We start from the raw sequence: 16692 nt of genomic DNA on the forward strand, positions 1-16692 counted from the left end.
GCCGGGGGTCAGAGCGGCGGTGCCGAGAGGCCCGCGCCGCGCAGCTCGTCGAGCGCGCCGAGGATCTGGTCCGGGGTGCAGCCGGCCTGCGCGGCGGCGCGGAGGTGGCCCGCGAGCGGGCGCCCCTTGGCCGCGGCGGCCGTGAGGTCCTCGAGAGCCGCCTCGACGGCCACGCCGTAGGGCCGCGCGCGCTCGCCGGCGAGCGCCTCGGCGCCGCTGAAGACCGCGCTCCAGTCGTCCGTGGGAGAGGAAACGTTGATCGCCATGATCCGATGGTAGGACAGGAGGTAGTCGGACGTCCACATAGTTGGCGTGCGACCCCCCGAACGGCGGGGCGCGGCGGATCGGCGCGCGGCCCTATCCACCGCATGCGGCCGGAGACATAATGGCGAGATGACCGAGCAGCGGGCGCGCATCGGAGATCGGCAGGCGCTCGGCGCCGCCGTGCGCCCGCGCGGAGAGCGCCCGCGCCCGGCGGCCCCGCGGGAGGCGGCGCCGGAGCCGCTGTGGTCCGAGGAGGTCATCGGCGCGGCCTGGCTCATGGCGGTCGTGGGCCCGATCCTCGTCGCCGTGGCGGGCAGCTACTACGTCTTCGTCGCCGGGGGCGCCGTGTGCGGTGCGGCCCTCGTCGTCCTCCTCACGGCCGCGCTGCCGGCGTCGGGGGCGGGCGCGACGGAGGCAGGGCTCCCGGCGACCGGCGCGCTCGCGGCGATGGCGGTGAGCCTCGTCCTCGCGATGGCGGAGGGCGGCCACTGGTGGGCGGTCCCGGCGGTCATCGTGCCGGTCGGCGCCGGGTGGCTCGTGCTGCTCGCGGGCCTGGCCGACCACGGGCCGCCGGCCACGGCCGAGCGGCTCGCCGCCCGTGGCCCGAACGCCGGCGTCCTCGTCGCCTACGCGGCGTTCGTCGTCGTCGTGATGGCCGTGCTGCTCGCCTGGTTCTCCGGGACTATCTGAGGCCGTCGACCTCGAACCACGCCCGGGTGCCCGGGTGCGACGAGGTGATCCCCCAGCGCCGCGCGAGCCGCGCGACGATCTTCAGGCCCAGGCCTCCGGGGCCGCCATGGCGGTGGACCTCGACGGCGCCGTGACCGGCCATCCTCGCCTCGGCCTCCATCGCGGTGTCGCAGACGGTGACGCGCAGACCGTGGTCGAGCGGGTCGGTGTGGATCGTGATCGTGTCCTGGGGCGTCAGCTCACCCTCCACGAGGGCGACCGTGACGAGCTCGCTGACGAGCAGCGCGACCGTCTCGGCCGCCTCGGCGTCCTCGACCTGCGCGCAGACCTGGCGCCGCGCGGCGGCGGCCGAGGCCGGGACGGCGGGCAGGACGACGGTGGTGGGGGTCGTGGGCACGTCCCCCGGCATGCCCGTCAGCGGCCTCGCGCGAACCCGGACCTCGGGCGGCCGGGGCGGTGCACGGGGCCGTGCGTCAGCGGGGGGTCGTGCCGCAGCGCTGCGGCTTGCGCGCGTACATCTGGCGGTCGGCGCGCTCGAGCGCCTCGGCGGGGGAGAGGCTGCGGGCGAGCGAGGCGGCCCCGGCGCTGAAGGCGATCGGGGCGCCGGCCCGGCTGCCGGCCGCGCTCCGCAGCCGCGAGACGAACATGTTCGCCGCGCCGGCGTCGCAGCGGGTGAGGAGCACGGCGAACTCGTCCCCGCCGAGACGGGCGACGATGTCGGTGCTGCGCGCGGTGAGCCGCAGGGCGTGGGCGAAGCGGCGCAGCGCGTGGTCGCCGGCGGCGTGGCCGTCCTCGTCGTTGAGCGCCTTGAAGCCGTCGAGGTCGAGGACGACGATGTGGGAGTCGAGCTCGTCGCGGCGGGCGAGGGCCCACTCGCGCGCGAGGGCGTTCTCGAAGACGCGGCGGTTCGCGACGCCGGTGAGGAAGTCGACGTACGCGTACTCCTCGAGCAGCGCCTGCTCGGAGCGCACGCGCGTGAGGTCGGCGCGCAGGGCGGCGAGCTCGTGCTGGAGCGAGGCGACGACCCGCCGCTGCTCGTCCGGGTCGCCGGCGGGCAGGCGCGAATAGCCCTCGGCGGGGATGACGTGGCTGTGGAGGTCGCAGACGGCCGCGAAGGCGGCGGCGCTCTGGGCGTCGTCGAAGGCGTCCATCGGGTACGCGCACAGCAGGGAGAAGGGCATGACCTCGCCGAGGTCGTTCCACAGGCCCTCGAGCGCGATCGCCGAGTTGATCTCACGGTCGGCCCACAGGAGGGCGACCATCTCGCCGTACACGCGCACGGCGCGGTCCCCGTTCGCGCCCGCCCGGCCCAGGACGGCTCGGGCCGCGGCCGCGAAGCGGACGGGATCGGGGCCGTCGTCGCCCATGATGCGCGCGAGCGTGTCGCGGGCGTCGAGCATGACGAGGCGGTCGGCGGCCTCGGCGTCGTCCACGTCGACGCCCGCGTCCTGGAGGGCGAGGCGGAACGCGCTGCGGTGCTCGGCGGTCGCGACGATGACGGCGGCGTGGCCGTCGCGGAGCACGGGGAGGAGGAAGTCGCGCACCGTCTCGACGAGGAACGCGTCGCTCTCGTAGAACTCGACGAGGTGGCCGTGGGCGTGCTCGTGTCCGTTGACGACCGCCTCGCCGGCGACCGACGCCGCCGGCGTCTGTTCCCCCATCGTCATCGGGGACGTATCGGTCGTGGCCGAGCGGGCCTTGAGCGCCCGCGCCGCGTGCGCGGCGTCCGGGCGCGGCGGCGGTGTTCAGGCGACGAGCATCGCGGCGCCGATCGCACCCCCGAGGTCGCCCAGCGCGGCGATCTCGAAGACCGGCGGGTTGTCGCTGCTGAACAGGTGCGGCGCCATCGCCTCGCGGATGCGGTCCGCGAACGGCTCCCCGAAGCGGACGCCCATCCCGCCGCCGAGGACGACGGCCTCGACGTCGAGGACGTTGACGACGGAGGCGACGCCGACGCCGAGCGCGGCGATGGCCTCGTCGATGAGCGACGTGGCGAGCTTGTCGCCCTGGTCGAGCGCGCGCGCCCAGATCCCGCTCGTCAGGCGCGGGCGGTCGTGCTCCTCCATGAGCTTGAAGAGCTTCGTCTTCTCGCCCTTGGCCTCGAGCTTGCGCGCGCGGATCTCGAGGGCGCCGCGGCCGGCGTACGCCTCCATGCAGCCGCGGCGGCCGCACGGGCAGCGCAGGCCGTCCCGCTCGATGACGACGTGCCCGATCTCGCCGGCGGCGCCGCGGCCGAGCCACGGCTCGTCGTTCAGGACGATGCCGCCGCCCACGCCGGTGCCCCAGAAGACGCCGAGCAGCGAGTGGTACGCCCGCCCGACCCCGAGCGCGAACTCCGCGTCGGTCGCGACCTGGACGTCGTTCCCGAGCGCGACCCGGCAGCCGAGCGCCCGCGACAGCGCGTCCCCGAGCGCGAACGTCCCCTCCCAGCCGGGGAGGTTGCGCGCGCCGCTGACGGTCCCCGCACCTGCGTCGACGATGCCCGGCGAGCCCGCGCCGACCCCGCCGAGCGCCTTCGTCCTCACCCCGGCGGCCTCGGCCGCGTCGCCGAGCGCGCCGGCCATCGCGTCGGCGACGTCCTGCGGGCCGCCCGTGGTCGGCGTGGGCCGCCGGGCCTGCCCGAGCACCTCATGGTCCTCACCGACCACGACCGCCTGGATCTTCGTGCCGCCGAGGTCGATCCCGCCGCGTGCTGTCATGAGGACGAGCCTACGTGGGTCGTCGCCTCGGTCGTCGCCACGGCAGGCACGGTGGCGACGCGGAACGCGGTCCGCGGCGCGCGGGAGCGCCGGGCGCCACCCGCCGGGGGTGGTGTGGTTGGATCGTTCCCACGGCGGGTATCAGCCCTCCGGCCGACAGACCCGGGGGAACGCGATGAAGAACAGTGCTGGGGGCACGCCCACCACGACGAGGACGCCGCGCGCGAGCTCTCGCGCGGGTGACGAGGAGGTGCTCGTGCGCCTCCGCAGCGCCCTGCGCGCTGCCGCCGACGGGGACTTCTCGACCCGCCTGCCCGCGCGGCGCAAGGGCATCGTCGGGGAGATCGAGGGCGCGTACAACGACCTCGTCGAGCGCAACGCCCAGCTCACCGCCGAGCTCGTGCGGCTCGGCCGCGTCGTCGGCCGCGAGGGCCGCATGACCGAGCGGGCGAACGTCGGGCCCGCCGGCGCCGGCTGGGAGACCGCGCTCTCGTCGGTCAACGGCCTGGTGGACGATCTCGTGCGGCCCACGACTGAGGTCGCCCGTGTCATCGTGGCGGTCGCCGAGGGCGACCTGACGCAGAAGATGGAGCTGACGATCGACGGTCAGCCCGTCAAGGGCGAGTTCGCCCGCATCGGCACGACCGTGAACACGATGGTCGACCAGCTCGGCTCGTTCGCGGACGAGGTCAGCCGCGTGGCGCGCGAGGTCGGCACCGAGGGCAAGCTCGGCGGCCAGGCCGAGGTGCCGGGCGTCGCGGGGACGTGGAAGGACCTCACCGAGAACGTGAACTTCATGGCCTCGAACCTCACCGACCAGGTGCGCGAGATCGCCACGGTGACGACGGCGGTCGCGGGCGGCGACCTCTCGAAGAAGATCACCGTCGACGCGCGCGGCGAGGTGCTCGAGCTGAAGAGCACGATCAACACGATGGTCGACCAGCTCGGCTCGTTCGCGGACGAGGTCACGCGCGTGGCGCGCGAGGTCGGCACCGAGGGCAAGCTCGGCGGCCAGGCCGAGGTGCCGGGCGTCGCGGGGACGTGGAAGGACCTCACGGACAACGTGAATTTCATGGCCTCGAACCTCACCGACCAGGTGCGCGGCATCGCGCAGGTCGCCACCGCGGTGGCCAAGGGCGACCTCGGCCAGAAGATCACGGTCGAGGCCACGGGCGAGGTCGGCGCGCTCGCCGACACGATCAACTCGATGACCGACACGCTGAGCGTCTTCGCCGAGCAGGTCACCGGCGTGGCGCGCGAGGTCGGCACGGACGGGAAGCTCGGCGGTCAGGCCGAGGTGCCGGGCGTCGCCGGCACGTGGAAGGACCTCACGGACTCGGTCAACTCGATGGCGGCGAACCTCACCGACCAGGTCCGCAACATCGCGCAGGTGACGACCGCCGTGGCAGAGGGCGACCTCTCGCAGAAGATCACCGTCGACGCCAAGGGCGAGGTCCTCCAGCTGAAGGACACGATCAACACGATGGTCGAGCAGCTGCGGGCGTTCGCGGACGAGGTGACGCGCGTGGCGCGCGAGGTCGGCACCGAGGGGCGCCTCGGCGGCCAGGCCTTCGTGCCGGGCGTCGCCGGCACCTGGAAGGACCTGACCGACAACGTCAACTCGATGGCGACGAACCTCACCGACCAGGTGCGCAACATCGCCCAGGTGACGACGGCCGTCGCGAAGGGCGACCTCTCGCAGAAGATCACCGTCGACGCCAAGGGCGAGGTCCTCCAGCTGAAGGACACGATCAACACGATGGTCGAGCAGCTCTCGGCCTTCGCCGACGAGGTGACCCGCGTCGCCCGCGAGGTCGGCACCGAGGGCGCCCTCGGCGGCCAGGCCGAGGTGGCCGGCGTCTCCGGCACCTGGCGCGACCTCACCGAGAACGTGAACTTCATGGCGCGCAACCTCACCGACCAGGTGCGCAACATCGCCGCGGTGACGACCGCCGTCGCCGGCGGCGACCTCTCGAAGAAGATCACCGTCGACGCGCGCGGCGAGATCCTCGAGCTGAAGGACACGATCAACACGATGGTCGAGCAGCTGCGCGCCTTCGCGGCCGAGGTGACGCGCGTGGCGCGCGAGGTCGGCACCGAGGGCAAGCTCGGGGGCCAGGCCGAGGTCGCCGGCGTCTCGGGCACGTGGAAGGGCCTGACCGAGAACGTGAACCTCATGGCCACGAACCTCACCGACCAGGTGCGCGGCATCGCGACCGTCACGACCGCGGTCGCCAACGGCGACCTCTCGAAGAAGATCACCGTGGAGGCGAAGGGCGAGGTCGCCGCGCTCGCGGACACGATCAACACGATGGTCGACCAGCTCTCCTCGTTCGCCGACGAGGTCACCCGCGTCGCGCGCGAGGTCGGCACCGAGGGCAAACTCGGCGGGCAGGCGAAGGTCGAGAACGTCTCGGGCACCTGGCGCGACCTGACGAACAACGTCAACTCGATGGCGACGAACCTCACGAGCCAGGTGCGCAACATCGCGCACGTCGCGACCGCCGTCGCCGGCGGCGACCTCTCGCAGAAGATCACCGTCGAGGCCGAGGGCGAGATCCTCGAGCTCAAACAGACGCTGAACACGATGGTCGACCAGCTCTCCTCGTTCGCCGACGAGGTCACCCGCGTCGCGCGCGAGGTCGGCACCGAGGGCAAGCTCGGCGGCCAGGCGCGCGTCGAGGGCGTCGCCGGCACCTGGCGCGACCTCACCGAGAACGTCAACCAGCTCGCGGGCAACCTCACGACGCAGGTGCGCGCCATCGGCGAGGTCTCCACGGCCGTGACCCAGGGCGACCTCACCCGCACGATCGCCGTCGAGGCCCAGGGCGAGGTCGCGGGCCTGAAGGACAACATCAACCAGATGATCGAGAACCTCCGCGAGACCACGAAGGTCAACGCGGAGCAGGACTGGCTCAAGACGAACCTCGCCCGGATCTCCGGCATGCTCCAGGGCCAGCGCGACCTGGAGGCCGTCACCCAGCTCATCATGAGCGAGGTCACGCCGGTCGTCAGCGCGCAGCACGGCGCGTTCTTCCTCGCGACGCCGGGCGCCGAGGCGGACGCGGTGACGCTCGACCTCATCGCCTCCTACGGCTACGTCCCCGGGCGCGGCGCGGCGATGCGCTTCCGCCTCGGGGAGGGCCTCGTCGGACAGGTCGCGCAGGAGGCCCGCGCGGTCTCGATCACCGACGTCCCCGACGGCTACGTCACCGTCCGCTCGGCGCTCGGCCACGCCGCCCCGGCGCAGATCGTCGTCATGCCGATCACCTTCGAGGAGCAGGTGCTCGGCGTCATCGAGCTCGCCTCGCTGCGCCCGTTCACCGAGGTCAACCGCGCCTTCCTCGACCAGCTCACGGAGACGATCGGCGTCGTCCTGAACACGCTCCAGGCGAACATGCGCACCGAGGAGCTGCTCGCCCAGTCGCAGGCGCTCACCCAGGAGCTGCAGAAGCAGTCCGAGGAGCTGCGCCAGACGAACGACGAGCTGCAGGACAAGACGCTCGTGCTCCAGCAGCAGAACCGGGACATCGAGATCAAGAACGCGGAGATCGAGCTCGCGCGCGCCGGCCTGGAGGAGAAGGCCGCCCAGCTCGCGCTCTCCTCGAAGTACAAGTCCGAGTTCCTCGCGAACATGAGCCACGAGCTGCGCACGCCGCTCAACAGCCTGCTCATCCTCTCGCGGATGCTGTCGGACAACGAGGAGAACAACCTCACCGACAGCCAGGTCGAGTTCGCCCGCACGATCCACGGGGCGGGCAACGACCTGCTCGCGCTCATCAACGACATCCTCGACCTCTCCAAGGTCGAGGCCGGGAAGATGGACCTCAACGCCGGGCCGGTCGCCGTGAGCGACCTGTGCGACGACCTCGAGCGGTCCTTCCGGCCCGTCGCCGAGCAGAACCGCCTCGCCTTCGCGATCGACCGCGCCGCCGGCCTGCCGTTCGCGCTCGTCACCGACGAGCAGCGGCTGCAGCAGGTCCTGCGCAACCTCCTCTCGAACGCGTTCAAGTTCACCGAGCGCGGGTCGGTCCGGCTGCGGATCGAGCCGGCCGAGCGGGGGACCGTCGAGTTCACCGTGCAGGACACCGGCGTCGGCATCGCGGAGGAGAAGCTCGGCCTCATCTTCGAGGCCTTCCAGCAGGCGGACGGCACGACGTCGCGGCGCTACGGCGGCACCGGGCTCGGCCTCTCGATCAGCCGCGAGATCGCCCACCTCCTCGGCGGCGAGCTGCGCGTCGTCAGCCGCCTCGGCGAGGGCAGCGCGTTCACCCTCGTCCTGCCCACGAGCCCGCGGCTCGCCGAGGTCCCGGCCGGGCTCCCGCCCGCTCCGGGGGCCGCCGCCCCGCCCGCCTCGCCGGCCGGCGACCGGCACGACCCCGGCATGCGCGAGCACGTCACGCCCACCGCGCACGGCAACGGGAACGGCGCCACGGCGCCGGCCCGCGGGCCCGTCCACGACCACGCCGAGCCCGACGAGGCCCCGGTGCCCGCCTTCGCCGGGCTGGAGGACGACCGCGGCACGCTCGAGGTCGGTGACCGCGTCCTGCTCGTCATCGCCCACGACGCCGAGCGCGCGCGCGAGGCCCTCGCCGTCGCCCGCGAGCGCGGCTTCAAGGTCCTCGTCGCCCGCCGCGCGCCGATGGGGCTCGCGCTCGCCCGTGAGCACCGCCCCGACGCGGTCCTCATCTTCTCCGGGGACGGGCGCGGTGAGGTGCTCCTAGCGCAGCTCAAGCAGGACCCGGAGACGCGGCACCGGCCGGTGTTCGTCGTCGGCCCGGACGGCGGCCGCCTCGCCGCGCTCCGGGCCGGGGCCGCCGGCGCCTACGCGGACCTGCCGACCGGGCAGGCCGTGGAGCGCGTCGACCTCGCCCTCGCCGAGCGCGCGACGCGGGACGTCCGGCGCCTCGCGCTCGTCGGCTCCGGCGGTGACCTGGACCCGGCGACGATGACGCTGCTCGGCGCCGGGGACGACATCGCGCTCACCGCGCTCGACCCGGCCGACGCGCTCGGCACGCTCGCCGCCGGCGGCGCGGACTGCGTCGTCGTCCCCGCCCAGGGCGCGGTCGACGGCGCTGTCGCGCTGCTCGAGGAGGCCCAGCGCGACGACCGGCTGCGCGAGCTGCCGTTCATCGTCTTCGCCCCCGAGGCCGTCGACCGCGAGGACCGCGTGCGCCTGGAGGCGCTCTGCGGCCAGGTGAACGCGAAGGTCGTCACCTCCCCGGAGCGGCTCGTCGACGAGACGGCGCTGCACCTGCACCGCATGGAGGCGCGGCTGCCCGCCCCGACGCGCAAGCTCCTCGCCCAGCTCCGGGCCGCGGACTCGATCTTCCACGGGAAGCGCATCCTCATCGTCGACGACGACGTCCGGAACGTCTTCGCCCTCACGAGCGCGCTCGAGCTGCGCGGGATGAAGGTCCTCTACGCCGAGAACGGCCGTGAGGGCCTCAAGCGGCTCGCCGCCCAGCCGGACATCGACCTCGTCCTCCTCGACGTGATGATGCCGGAGATGGACGGCTACGAGACGGCACGGGCGATCCGCACGCAGCGCCGGTTCGAGACGCTGCCGATCATCTCGCTGACGGCGAAGGCGATGAAGGGCGACCGTGACAAGTGCATCGACGCCGGCGCGTCGGACTACATCACCAAGCCGGTCGACATGGACCAGCTCCTGTCCCTGATGCGCGTGTGGCTGCAGGCGTGACGTGACGTCCGAGCCCGACGACCGCCCGAGCGTCCTGCTGGTCGACGACCGGCCGGAGAACCTCATCACGCTCGAGGCGGTCCTGCGCCCGCTCGACCTGCAGCTCGTGCGGGCGGGGAGCGGGGAGGATGCGCTGCGCTCGCTCCTGGAGCAGGACTTCGCGGTTGTCCTCCTCGACGTGCAGATGCCGGGGATGGACGGCTTCGAGACGGCGTCGTACATCCGCCGCCGCCCGCGGTCGCGGCTCACGCCGATCATCTTCCTCAGCGCCGTCTCGACCGACCTCTCGCACGTCATGCGCGGGTACGAGGTCGGCGCGGTCGACTACGTGCTGAAGCCGTACGACCCGCTCGTGCTGCGGTCGAAGGTCGCGGTCTTCGCGGAGCTCGAGCTCGAGCGGCGGGCGCGTCAGCGGAGCGAGTCGCTGCTGCTGGGCGCGATGCGGTCCTCGCCGAACGGGCTCATCATCGCGAGGGCGGACGGGACCGTCGTCCACGCGAACCCGGCGGTCGCCGACCTGCTCGGGCACGGGCCGGGACCGATCGCCGGAGGGTCGCTCGGCGGCGTGCTGGGCCTCGGCGCGGGCCACGCGGTCGTCCGCGCGCTGCTCGGCCTGTCCCGGCGTCCCGGCGCCCGCTACGAGACCGAGCTCGAGCTGCGTCCCGGCCTGCCGGTGCGGCTCGTCGCCTCGCTCGCCGTCCAGGACGACCCGCACCTGCTCGTCGAGCTGTGGGACCTGCGCAGCCGCGTCGCGGTGGAGGAGGCGCGGCTCGCGCTGCTCACCGAGCAGGCCGCCCGCGCGAAGGCCGAGGCGCTGTACGAGCGCGAGCACGACATCGCCTCGACGCTCCAGCGCGGCCTGCTCCCGAGCCGCCTGCCGCCGACGGCCGGGCTGACCCTCTCCTCGCACTTCGAGGCCGGTGGCGAGGGCACCCAGGTCGGCGGCGACTGGTTCGACGCCTTCCCGCTGCCCGGCGGCCGCGTCGGCCTCATCGTCGGGGACGTGTCGGGCCGCGGGGTCGACGCCGCCGCCCGCATGGGCCAGCTGCGGTCGGTCGCCCGCGCCTACGCGCTGGAGGGCCATCCGCCCGTCGAGGTCGTCGCGCGCCTCAACGCCTACCACCAAGGCCTCGCGCCGGACGACCTCACGACGCTCGTGTACGCCGTCGTCGAGCCGGACGTCGGCCGCGTGCGGATCGTGAACGCCGGCCATCCGCCGCCGGCGATCGCGCTGCCGGACAGCTCGCCGACCCTCGTCGAGGGCGGCTGCCCCGCCCTCGGCGTCACGGAGGTGAGCAACTGCGTCGAGCAGGTGCGGCCGTTCCCGCCCGGAGCGGTCCTCGTCCTCTACACCGACGGTCTCGTCGAGCACCGCAGCGAGGGCACCGACGAGGGCCTCGCGCGGCTGCTCAGCGCCCTGACGCCGGGGACGGGGGACATCGAGGCGCTCTGCCGCCGGGTCCTCGCGAGCTGCGGGCCGGCGGCCGGCGACGACGTCACCGTCCTCTGCGCCCGGGCGGACCGCACCCTCGGCGACGAGGTGGCGCTCACGCTGCTGCCGGAGCCGAGCGGCATCGCCGCGGCCCGGCGGCTGCTGCGCCGCTGGCTCGGCGAGCACGCCGTCGACGCCGAGGAGAGCGCCGGGCTCGTGCTCGCGGCGAACGAGGCGTGGCAGAACGCGATCGAGCACGGGCACGGCTTCGCCGAGCGGCCGGTGTCGGTGAGCTTCCGCCTCGAGGACGGCGAGGTCGTCATCACCGTCCGGGACGCGGGCGGCCGCGGCACGCCGCCCGGCGATCCGGACCGCGGCCGCGGCATCGAGCTCATGCGGGCCCACACCGACACCCTCGACCTCGACCTCGGCACCGAGCGGGGCGGACTCGTCGTGCTGCGGCGCCGGGTGCGAGCGGCGGACGGGGTGCGTTGAGCACCGCGGGCGTGACCGACGACGTGCCGGTCGACCGGGCGGCGACCGTGCTGCTGCTCCGCGACACGCCGGCAGGGCCCGAGGCGCTGCTCGTCCGCCGCGGAGGCGGGCTCGCCTTCCACGGCGGCGCGTGGGTCTTCCCCGGCGGGCGGGTCGACCCGGCGGACGCGGTGCCGGGCGGTGACGCGGCGCCCCGCGCCGACCTCGCCGCGGCGCGCCGTGCCGCGGTCCGCGAGACCCGCGAGGAGGCCGGACTCACCATCACGACCGACGAGCTCGTGACGCTCTCGCACTGGACGACGCCGCCGGGGCCCGTGCGGCGGTTCGCGACGTGGTTCTTCGCCGCGGCGCCCGCCGGCCCGCTCGACGTCGTCGTCGACGGCGTGGAGACGAGCGGGCACCGCTGGACCGGGGCCGCCGACGCCCTCGCCGCCCGCGAGCGGGGCGAGATCGAGCTGCCGCCGCCGACGTTCGTGACGCTCTGGCTCCTGCGGGAGTTCGCGTCGGCGGCGGAGCTGCTCGCGCACCTGGGGGGTCGCGAGCCCGAGGTCTACGTCCCGCGGATGCGCCCGGTCGCCGGGGGCGTCCTGTCGCTCTACGCGGGCGACGCCGCCTACGACGGCGCGGCGCACGACGTGCCCGGCCCGCGCCACCGGCTCAGCATGCTCGCGGACGGCTGGCGCTACGAGCGACCGCCGCCGTGAGCGGCGGTCGGTGCCGCGCGCCGATGCCCCGGGCGACGCCGTGCCCTACGCCTACCCCCTGAGCGCCGGGACGTGGACCCGCAGGCGCAGCGTCCGGTGGCGCGGGACGGGAGATGATTCACCTCACCGTGACGCGGCGTCCGGCGGCGTCAGCCGGTCACGCGGCGGATGAGCAGGGCGATCTGCACGCTGAGCTGGTCGGTCGCGTCGCCCGCGACGTCGAGCCCGGTGAGGCGCGCGATGCGCTCCAGGCGCTGACGGACCGTGTTCTCGTGGACGCCGAGCGCCTGGGCGGACCGACGCACGCTGCGGGTCGTCGCGAAGAAGACCTCGAGCGTGTGCAGCAGCGCGGGCATGCCGTCGCCGGCCGTGAGGAGCGGGCCCAGCGTCGCGGCGACGAACCGCGCGAGGGCGACCGGGTCGGCCTGGGTGAGGAACAGGCGGCCCGGACCGAGCTCGTCCGCGGTGAGGACGGGGTGGGCGGCCGCGCCCGTGGCGAGGCGTGCCGCGCAGCCGGCCACCTCACGCGCCTCGCGGAAGGCGCCGGCGGCATCGGTGGCCCGGGCGAAGCGGGTGGAGATGCCCACCGCCCGGGTCGCCTCGTCGGCGACCTCCCCGCCGAGCGCGGCGACGACCGCGGCCCGGACATCCGCGGCGGCGGTCGGCCCGGGGAGGCCCGGGGTCGTCTCGACGAGCAGCACGACGCCCTCGGCGCTCCCCGTGTCGAGGACCTCGCGCCCGGTCGCGGCGGCCACGGCGGTGGCGATCCCGTGGGCGCGGGCGTCGAGATCGGGCACGTCACCGCCGGGGCCGGCCCCGGCGCCGGGGGCCCGCGCGGAGAGCACGACGACGGCGACCCGCTCGACGTCGAGCGCGACGCCGAGGTAGTCCGCGCTGCGGCGCAGCGCGCGGGCGTCCTCGACACCCCCGACGAGCTGCTCGGCGAGCGCGCTGCGGGCGTCGCGGGCGCCGACGGTCGCACGCTCCTCGGCGGCGAGCTCCAGGGCGACGTGGGCCGCCGCGCGCCGCGTCGTGTACTCGTCGAGCGACGTGAGCCGCGAGCGGTGCTCCATGACGACGAGGTGGCCCCAGCGGCCCGAGACGAGGTCGACCGGCGCGACGAGGTGACGCAGGCGCATGCCCACCGACAGGAGCGGGCCGACCGGCTGGCAGGCGCCCGGCTTGAGGGCGGCGAGCTCGGGGAGCACGGCCGCCCGCACCGCGGGGTCGTCGAGCAGGTGGACGGCGACGGCCGCGGCGTCCCTCGGCGCCGGTGCCGCCGCGACGACGTGGAGCGCGGTGTCGTAGAGCGCGACGGGTTTGCCGGTGAGCTCGGCGACGGCGCCGGCGATCGCGCCGAGCCCGCCACCGGTGAGCACGATCTGCGCGAGGCGCTGGTCGGCCGTGCTCGCGTCACGCAGCAGCCGGTTCTGCCGCGCGACGGTCTCCATCTGGGCGCGGAGCTGGCGGGCCTCGCGGGCCCGGCCGATCGCTGCGCCGGCGGCGTCGGCGAGCGCCGCGGCGGCCGCCATCTGCTCGGGCCGGTAGGGGTAGGCGCGCTGGCCGTTGTCGACCATCGCGACCCCGATGACCTCGCCGTCGTGGCTCAGCGGCAGCCCGAGCAGCGTCCGCACGTGCCAGTGCCGGATCGCCATGAGCGACGTGCGCGGGTCGGCGGCGGTGTCGCGGATGAAGACCGGTGCGGCGCCCGCGACGATGTCCCGGGTGATGGCGTCGTGCTCGCCGCCGATGCGCAGGCGGCGCACGTCCCGCTCGAGCTCGGCGGCGGGGTGGGCGGCGACGCCGCGGAAGCGCTCCTCGCCGGGCTCGCGGAGCCACACGCTGCAGCGCGCGATGTCGAGCACCCGGCAGACGTCGACGGCCAGCCGGGACGCGGCCTCGCGGATGCCGTCGTCCGGGGCGGGGCGTGCTGCGGGGGGCGCGGACTTCGCCATCACGGGGCCGATCGGGACAGGGACGGGACCTCCCGATGGTCGCACCTTCCGGACCGCCGATGGAGAAACCTCCACCCCGGTCGGGGGGTGCTCCGGCGCGGCCCCGTCCGGCGGTGGTTGCATCGGATCCATGAGCGACACCGTCACCGCGATCGGTCCTCACGAGCAGCTCGCCGAGGCGCTGGCCCAGCCGACGCTCGCGGCGGCGTTCGTCCGCACCGCGACGGCCGCCTCGGAGCGCGTCGCGCTGCGGGAGTGGGGCAGCGGCGAGACGCTGACCTACGCGCAGTGGCTCGCCCACGCCCGCGCCGTCGCCGGCGGCCTGCAGCAGCTCGGCGTCGCGCGCGGCGACCGCGTCGCCCTGCTGCTCGGCAACACGTTCACCTTCCATGTCGTCGACGCCGGCGCGCTCGTGCTCGGCGCGGCGCCGTTCTCGCTCTACAACACCGCGCCGGTCCCGCAGCTGCTCGAGTACATCGACAACGCCGAGCCGACCGTCCTCGTCGCGGAGGCCGCGTTCGCCGAGCGCGCCCGTGAGGTCGTCGCGCTGCGGCCTGGGATCCGGCTCGTGCTCGTCGACACCGAGGGCCGCGAGGGGGAGACGACGCTCGCGCAGCTCGAGGCCTCGTGCCCGCCCGGGTTCGACGTCGCCGCCGCCGCGGACGCGGTCCGCGCGGACGACCTGCTGACGCTCGTCTACACGAGCGGGACGACGGGCCGGCCGAAGGGCGTGCAGTACGTCCACGGCGGGGCGATGTTCGCGCTCCAGACGATCAACGCGCGGCTGCCGGTCTCACCCCTCGGGCGCAACGTCTCCTACCTGCCGATGGCCCACATCGCCGAGCGGCTGCTCGGGCACTACGCGGGCTTCGTCTTCGGCTACGAGATCACGCCCCTGCCGGACATGGGCCAGCTCGTCCCGGCCCTGAAGGCGATCCGGCCGACCCGCTTCTTCGGCGTCCCGCGGATGTTCGAGAAGGTCGAGGTCGCGATGCACGAGCTCATCGCCCAGGCCGAGCCCGAGCGTGCCGCGGCCCTGCGGGCGGCGTGGGAGGCGGGCATCGTCCGGGTCCGCGCCGAGCAGGCGGGCGAGCCCGTGCCGGCGACCTCGCCCGAGCACGCCGCGGGCCAGGAGGAGCTGCGGGCCGGGACGGGCCTCGACCACGCGGAGTGGCTCGGCGCGGCCGGTGCGCCGGTGGCCCGCGAGCTCGCCGAGCGCTTCCACGCGGTCGGCCTCAAGGTCAACGAGCTCTGGGGCATGTCGGAGTCGATGATCGGCTCCACCTGCCACCCGGACCGCATCCGGCTGGGCTGCGCCGGCCTGCCGTTCGACGGCTTCGAGTTCCGGGTCGCCGAGGACGGCGAGCTGCTCATGAAGAGCCCGACGGTCACGCCCGGCTACTTCCGCGAGCCGGAGCGGACGGCCGAGGCGATCGACCCCGACGGCTGGCTCCACACCGGCGACCTCGCGCGGATCGACGACGACGGCTACGTGTCGATCATCGGCCGCAAGAAGGAGCTCATCATCAACAGCGCCGGCAAGAACATGTCGCCGATCACGATCGAGCAGGCGATCCGCGGCAGCGATCCGCTGCTCGCCTTCTGCGTCTGCTTCGGTGACGCGCGGCCGTACAACGTCGCGCTGCTCGTCCTCGACGCCGCGGCCGCGCGGTCCTTCGCCCACGCCGAGAAGCTGGGGGACCTGTCGCTCGCCGAGCTCTCGCGGCACCCGCGGGTGCTCGAGCACCTGCAGGGCCTCGTCGACGCCGGCAACGCGCGCCTCTCACGCGTCGAGCAGATCAAGCGCTGGGCCGTCCTCGACGAGGAGTGGGCGCCGGGTGGCGAGGAGCTGACGCTGACGAACAAGCTCCGCCGCGCGAAGGTCGTCGCCCGGTACGCCGCGCAGGTCGCCGCCCTGTACGCCGCGCCGCGGGCGGAGGCCGGCCATGTCCGCTGAGCGCACGCTGTCACTGACCCGGCCGGAGCCGGGCGTCCTGCTCGTCACCGTCGACCGGCCGGAGCGGCTGAACGCGATGACCGTCGGGATGTTCGACGACCTCGAGCAGCTGGCCCTGGACCTGCGCCACGACCCCGACCTGCGCGCCGTCGTCCTCACGGGGGCGGGCCGCGCGTTCTGCGCCGGCTACGACCTCGACGAGGCGGACGAGCTCGCGCGGCTCTCGGCCCGCGGGATGCTCGCGCGGCAGGAGCACGGCGCCCGCGCGCTGGAGGCGCTGCGGGGGATCCCGCAGCCGCTGATCGCCGCGGTGAACGGTGCCGCCGCGGGCGGCGGCTTCGCCCTCGCGCTCGCGGCCTGCATCCGCCTCGCGACGCCCGAGGCGCGCTTCAACGCAGCGATGGTCCGCATCGGGATGAGCGCGGGCGACCTCGGCATCTCGTGGCTGCTGCCGCGTCTCGTCAGCCCGGGCATCGCGGCGGAGATCATGTACACCGGCCGCTTCGTGGGCGCCGAGGAGGCCGAGCGCATCGGGCTCGTCAGCCGCGTCGTCGCCGGCGAGGCGCTGCTCGAGGAGAGCCTCGCCCTCGCCCGGACGATCGCCGCCAACTCCCCCTTCGGCGTGCAGCTCACCAAGCGCGCCTTCCACGCCAACCTCGACGGCCTGCCCCTGCGCGCGGCGATGGAGCTCGAGAACCGCGGCCAGGCCCTGGCCACCCGCGGCACCGACATGCCCGAGGCGCTCGACGCCTTCAAGGCGAAGCGCGCCCCCCAATTCACCGGAGCCTGACC

Annotated in this window: 11 protein-coding genes; 6 read left to right on the forward strand and 5 right to left on the reverse strand. The window is 74.7% G+C overall.

Going from position 1 to position 16692, the window contains the following annotated elements; translation table 11 throughout:
- Nucleotides 1-8: 8 nt before the first annotated feature.
- Nucleotides 9-266 (reverse strand): hypothetical protein, encoded by a 258-nt coding sequence (locus NBH00_RS13255; protein WP_254569067.1) that lies wholly within the window; start codon nt 264-266, stop codon nt 9-11.
- 127 nt (nt 267-393) lie between these two features.
- On the opposite strand from NBH00_RS13255, the gene NBH00_RS13260 reads away from it, so the two are divergent.
- Nucleotides 394-954, forward strand: a complete 561-nt coding sequence (locus NBH00_RS13260; RefSeq protein WP_254569068.1) for a hypothetical protein — start codon at nt 394-396, stop codon at nt 952-954.
- On the opposite strand, the gene NBH00_RS13265 is transcribed toward NBH00_RS13260, so the two are convergent.
- The 3 genes from NBH00_RS13265 to NBH00_RS13275 all read right to left on the reverse strand — a co-directional run bounded on the left by NBH00_RS13265 (nt 947) and on the right by NBH00_RS13275 (nt 3653).
- Complete coding sequence (locus NBH00_RS13265; protein ID WP_254569069.1) at nt 947-1351, reverse strand: ATP-binding protein; 405 nt, start codon at nt 1349-1351, stop codon at nt 947-949. The genes NBH00_RS13260 and NBH00_RS13265 overlap by 8 nt on opposite strands.
- Before the next feature lie 76 nt (nt 1352-1427).
- Nucleotides 1428-2621, reverse strand: coding sequence for a diguanylate cyclase domain-containing protein (locus NBH00_RS13270; protein ID WP_254569070.1), 1194 nt, complete (start codon nt 2619-2621; stop codon nt 1428-1430).
- A gap of 78 nt (nt 2622-2699) precedes the next feature.
- Nucleotides 2700-3653, reverse strand: a complete 954-nt coding sequence (locus NBH00_RS13275; protein WP_254569071.1) for an ROK family protein — start codon at nt 3651-3653, stop codon at nt 2700-2702.
- 175 nt (nt 3654-3828) lie between these two features.
- Here NBH00_RS13275 and NBH00_RS13280 point away from each other — a divergent pair, with 175 nt between their 5' ends.
- From NBH00_RS13280 to NBH00_RS13290, 3 genes are read left to right on the forward strand one after another with little or no spacing between them, the layout of a single operon-like run.
- A complete protein-coding gene (locus tag NBH00_RS13280; RefSeq protein WP_254569072.1) occupies nt 3829-9357 on the forward strand; it encodes a hybrid sensor histidine kinase/response regulator in 5529 nt (1842 codons plus the stop codon).
- 1 nt (nt 9358) lies between these two features.
- On the forward strand, nt 9359-11284 hold the full coding sequence (locus tag NBH00_RS13285; protein ID WP_254569073.1) for a SpoIIE family protein phosphatase: 1926 nt from the start codon (nt 9359-9361) through the stop codon (nt 11282-11284).
- An 11-nt stretch (nt 11285-11295) separates the two neighbouring features.
- Nucleotides 11296-11988 carry an NUDIX hydrolase gene (locus NBH00_RS13290; RefSeq protein WP_254569074.1) on the forward strand — a complete coding sequence of 231 codons (693 nt, stop codon included), beginning with the start codon at nt 11296-11298 and terminating at the stop codon, nt 11986-11988.
- Between the two features lie 149 nt (nt 11989-12137).
- Here NBH00_RS13290 and NBH00_RS13295 read toward each other — a convergent pair whose 3' ends face one another.
- Nucleotides 12138-13943: a helix-turn-helix domain-containing protein gene (locus NBH00_RS13295; protein ID WP_254569075.1), complete on the reverse strand. Its 1806-nt coding sequence runs from the start codon at nt 13941-13943 to the stop codon at nt 12138-12140.
- Between the two features lie 130 nt (nt 13944-14073).
- On the opposite strand from NBH00_RS13295, the gene NBH00_RS13300 reads away from it, so the two are divergent.
- Entirely contained in the window at nt 14074-15900 is a 1827-nt protein-coding gene (locus NBH00_RS13300) for an AMP-dependent synthetase/ligase (protein ID WP_254569076.1), read from the forward strand.
- Nucleotides 15890-16690: an enoyl-CoA hydratase/isomerase family protein gene (locus tag NBH00_RS13305; protein WP_254569077.1), complete on the forward strand. Its 801-nt coding sequence runs from the start codon at nt 15890-15892 to the stop codon at nt 16688-16690. Before NBH00_RS13300 ends, NBH00_RS13305 begins: the two co-directional genes overlap by 11 nt.
- Nucleotides 16691-16692 lie beyond the last annotated feature (2 nt).

Source organism: Paraconexibacter antarcticus (assembly GCF_024220175.1).
Lineage (GTDB): Bacteria > Actinomycetota > Thermoleophilia > Solirubrobacterales > Solirubrobacteraceae > Paraconexibacter > Paraconexibacter antarcticus.

What these genes read in the sequence shown, in the direction of transcription:
- NBH00_RS13255 (WP_254569067.1), bottom strand. Translation starts at nt 266, where the DNA reads ATGGCGATCAACGTTTCCTCTCCCACGGACGACTGGAGCGCGGTCTTC.
- NBH00_RS13260 (WP_254569068.1), top strand. Translation starts at nt 394, where the DNA reads ATGACCGAGCAGCGGGCGCGCATCGGAGATCGGCAGGCGCTCGGCGCC.
- NBH00_RS13270 (WP_254569070.1), bottom strand. Translation starts at nt 2,621, where the DNA reads ATGACGATGGGGGAACAGACGCCGGCGGCGTCGGTCGCCGGCGAGGCG.
- NBH00_RS13275 (WP_254569071.1), bottom strand. Translation starts at nt 3,653, where the DNA reads ATGACAGCACGCGGCGGGATCGACCTCGGCGGCACGAAGATCCAGGCG.
- NBH00_RS13280 (WP_254569072.1), top strand. Translation starts at nt 3,829, where the DNA reads ATGAAGAACAGTGCTGGGGGCACGCCCACCACGACGAGGACGCCGCGC.
- NBH00_RS13295 (WP_254569075.1), bottom strand. Translation starts at nt 13,943, where the DNA reads ATGGCGAAGTCCGCGCCCCCCGCAGCACGCCCCGCCCCGGACGACGGC.
- NBH00_RS13300 (WP_254569076.1), top strand. Translation starts at nt 14,074, where the DNA reads ATGAGCGACACCGTCACCGCGATCGGTCCTCACGAGCAGCTCGCCGAG.
- NBH00_RS13305 (WP_254569077.1), top strand. Translation starts at nt 15,890, where the DNA reads ATGTCCGCTGAGCGCACGCTGTCACTGACCCGGCCGGAGCCGGGCGTC.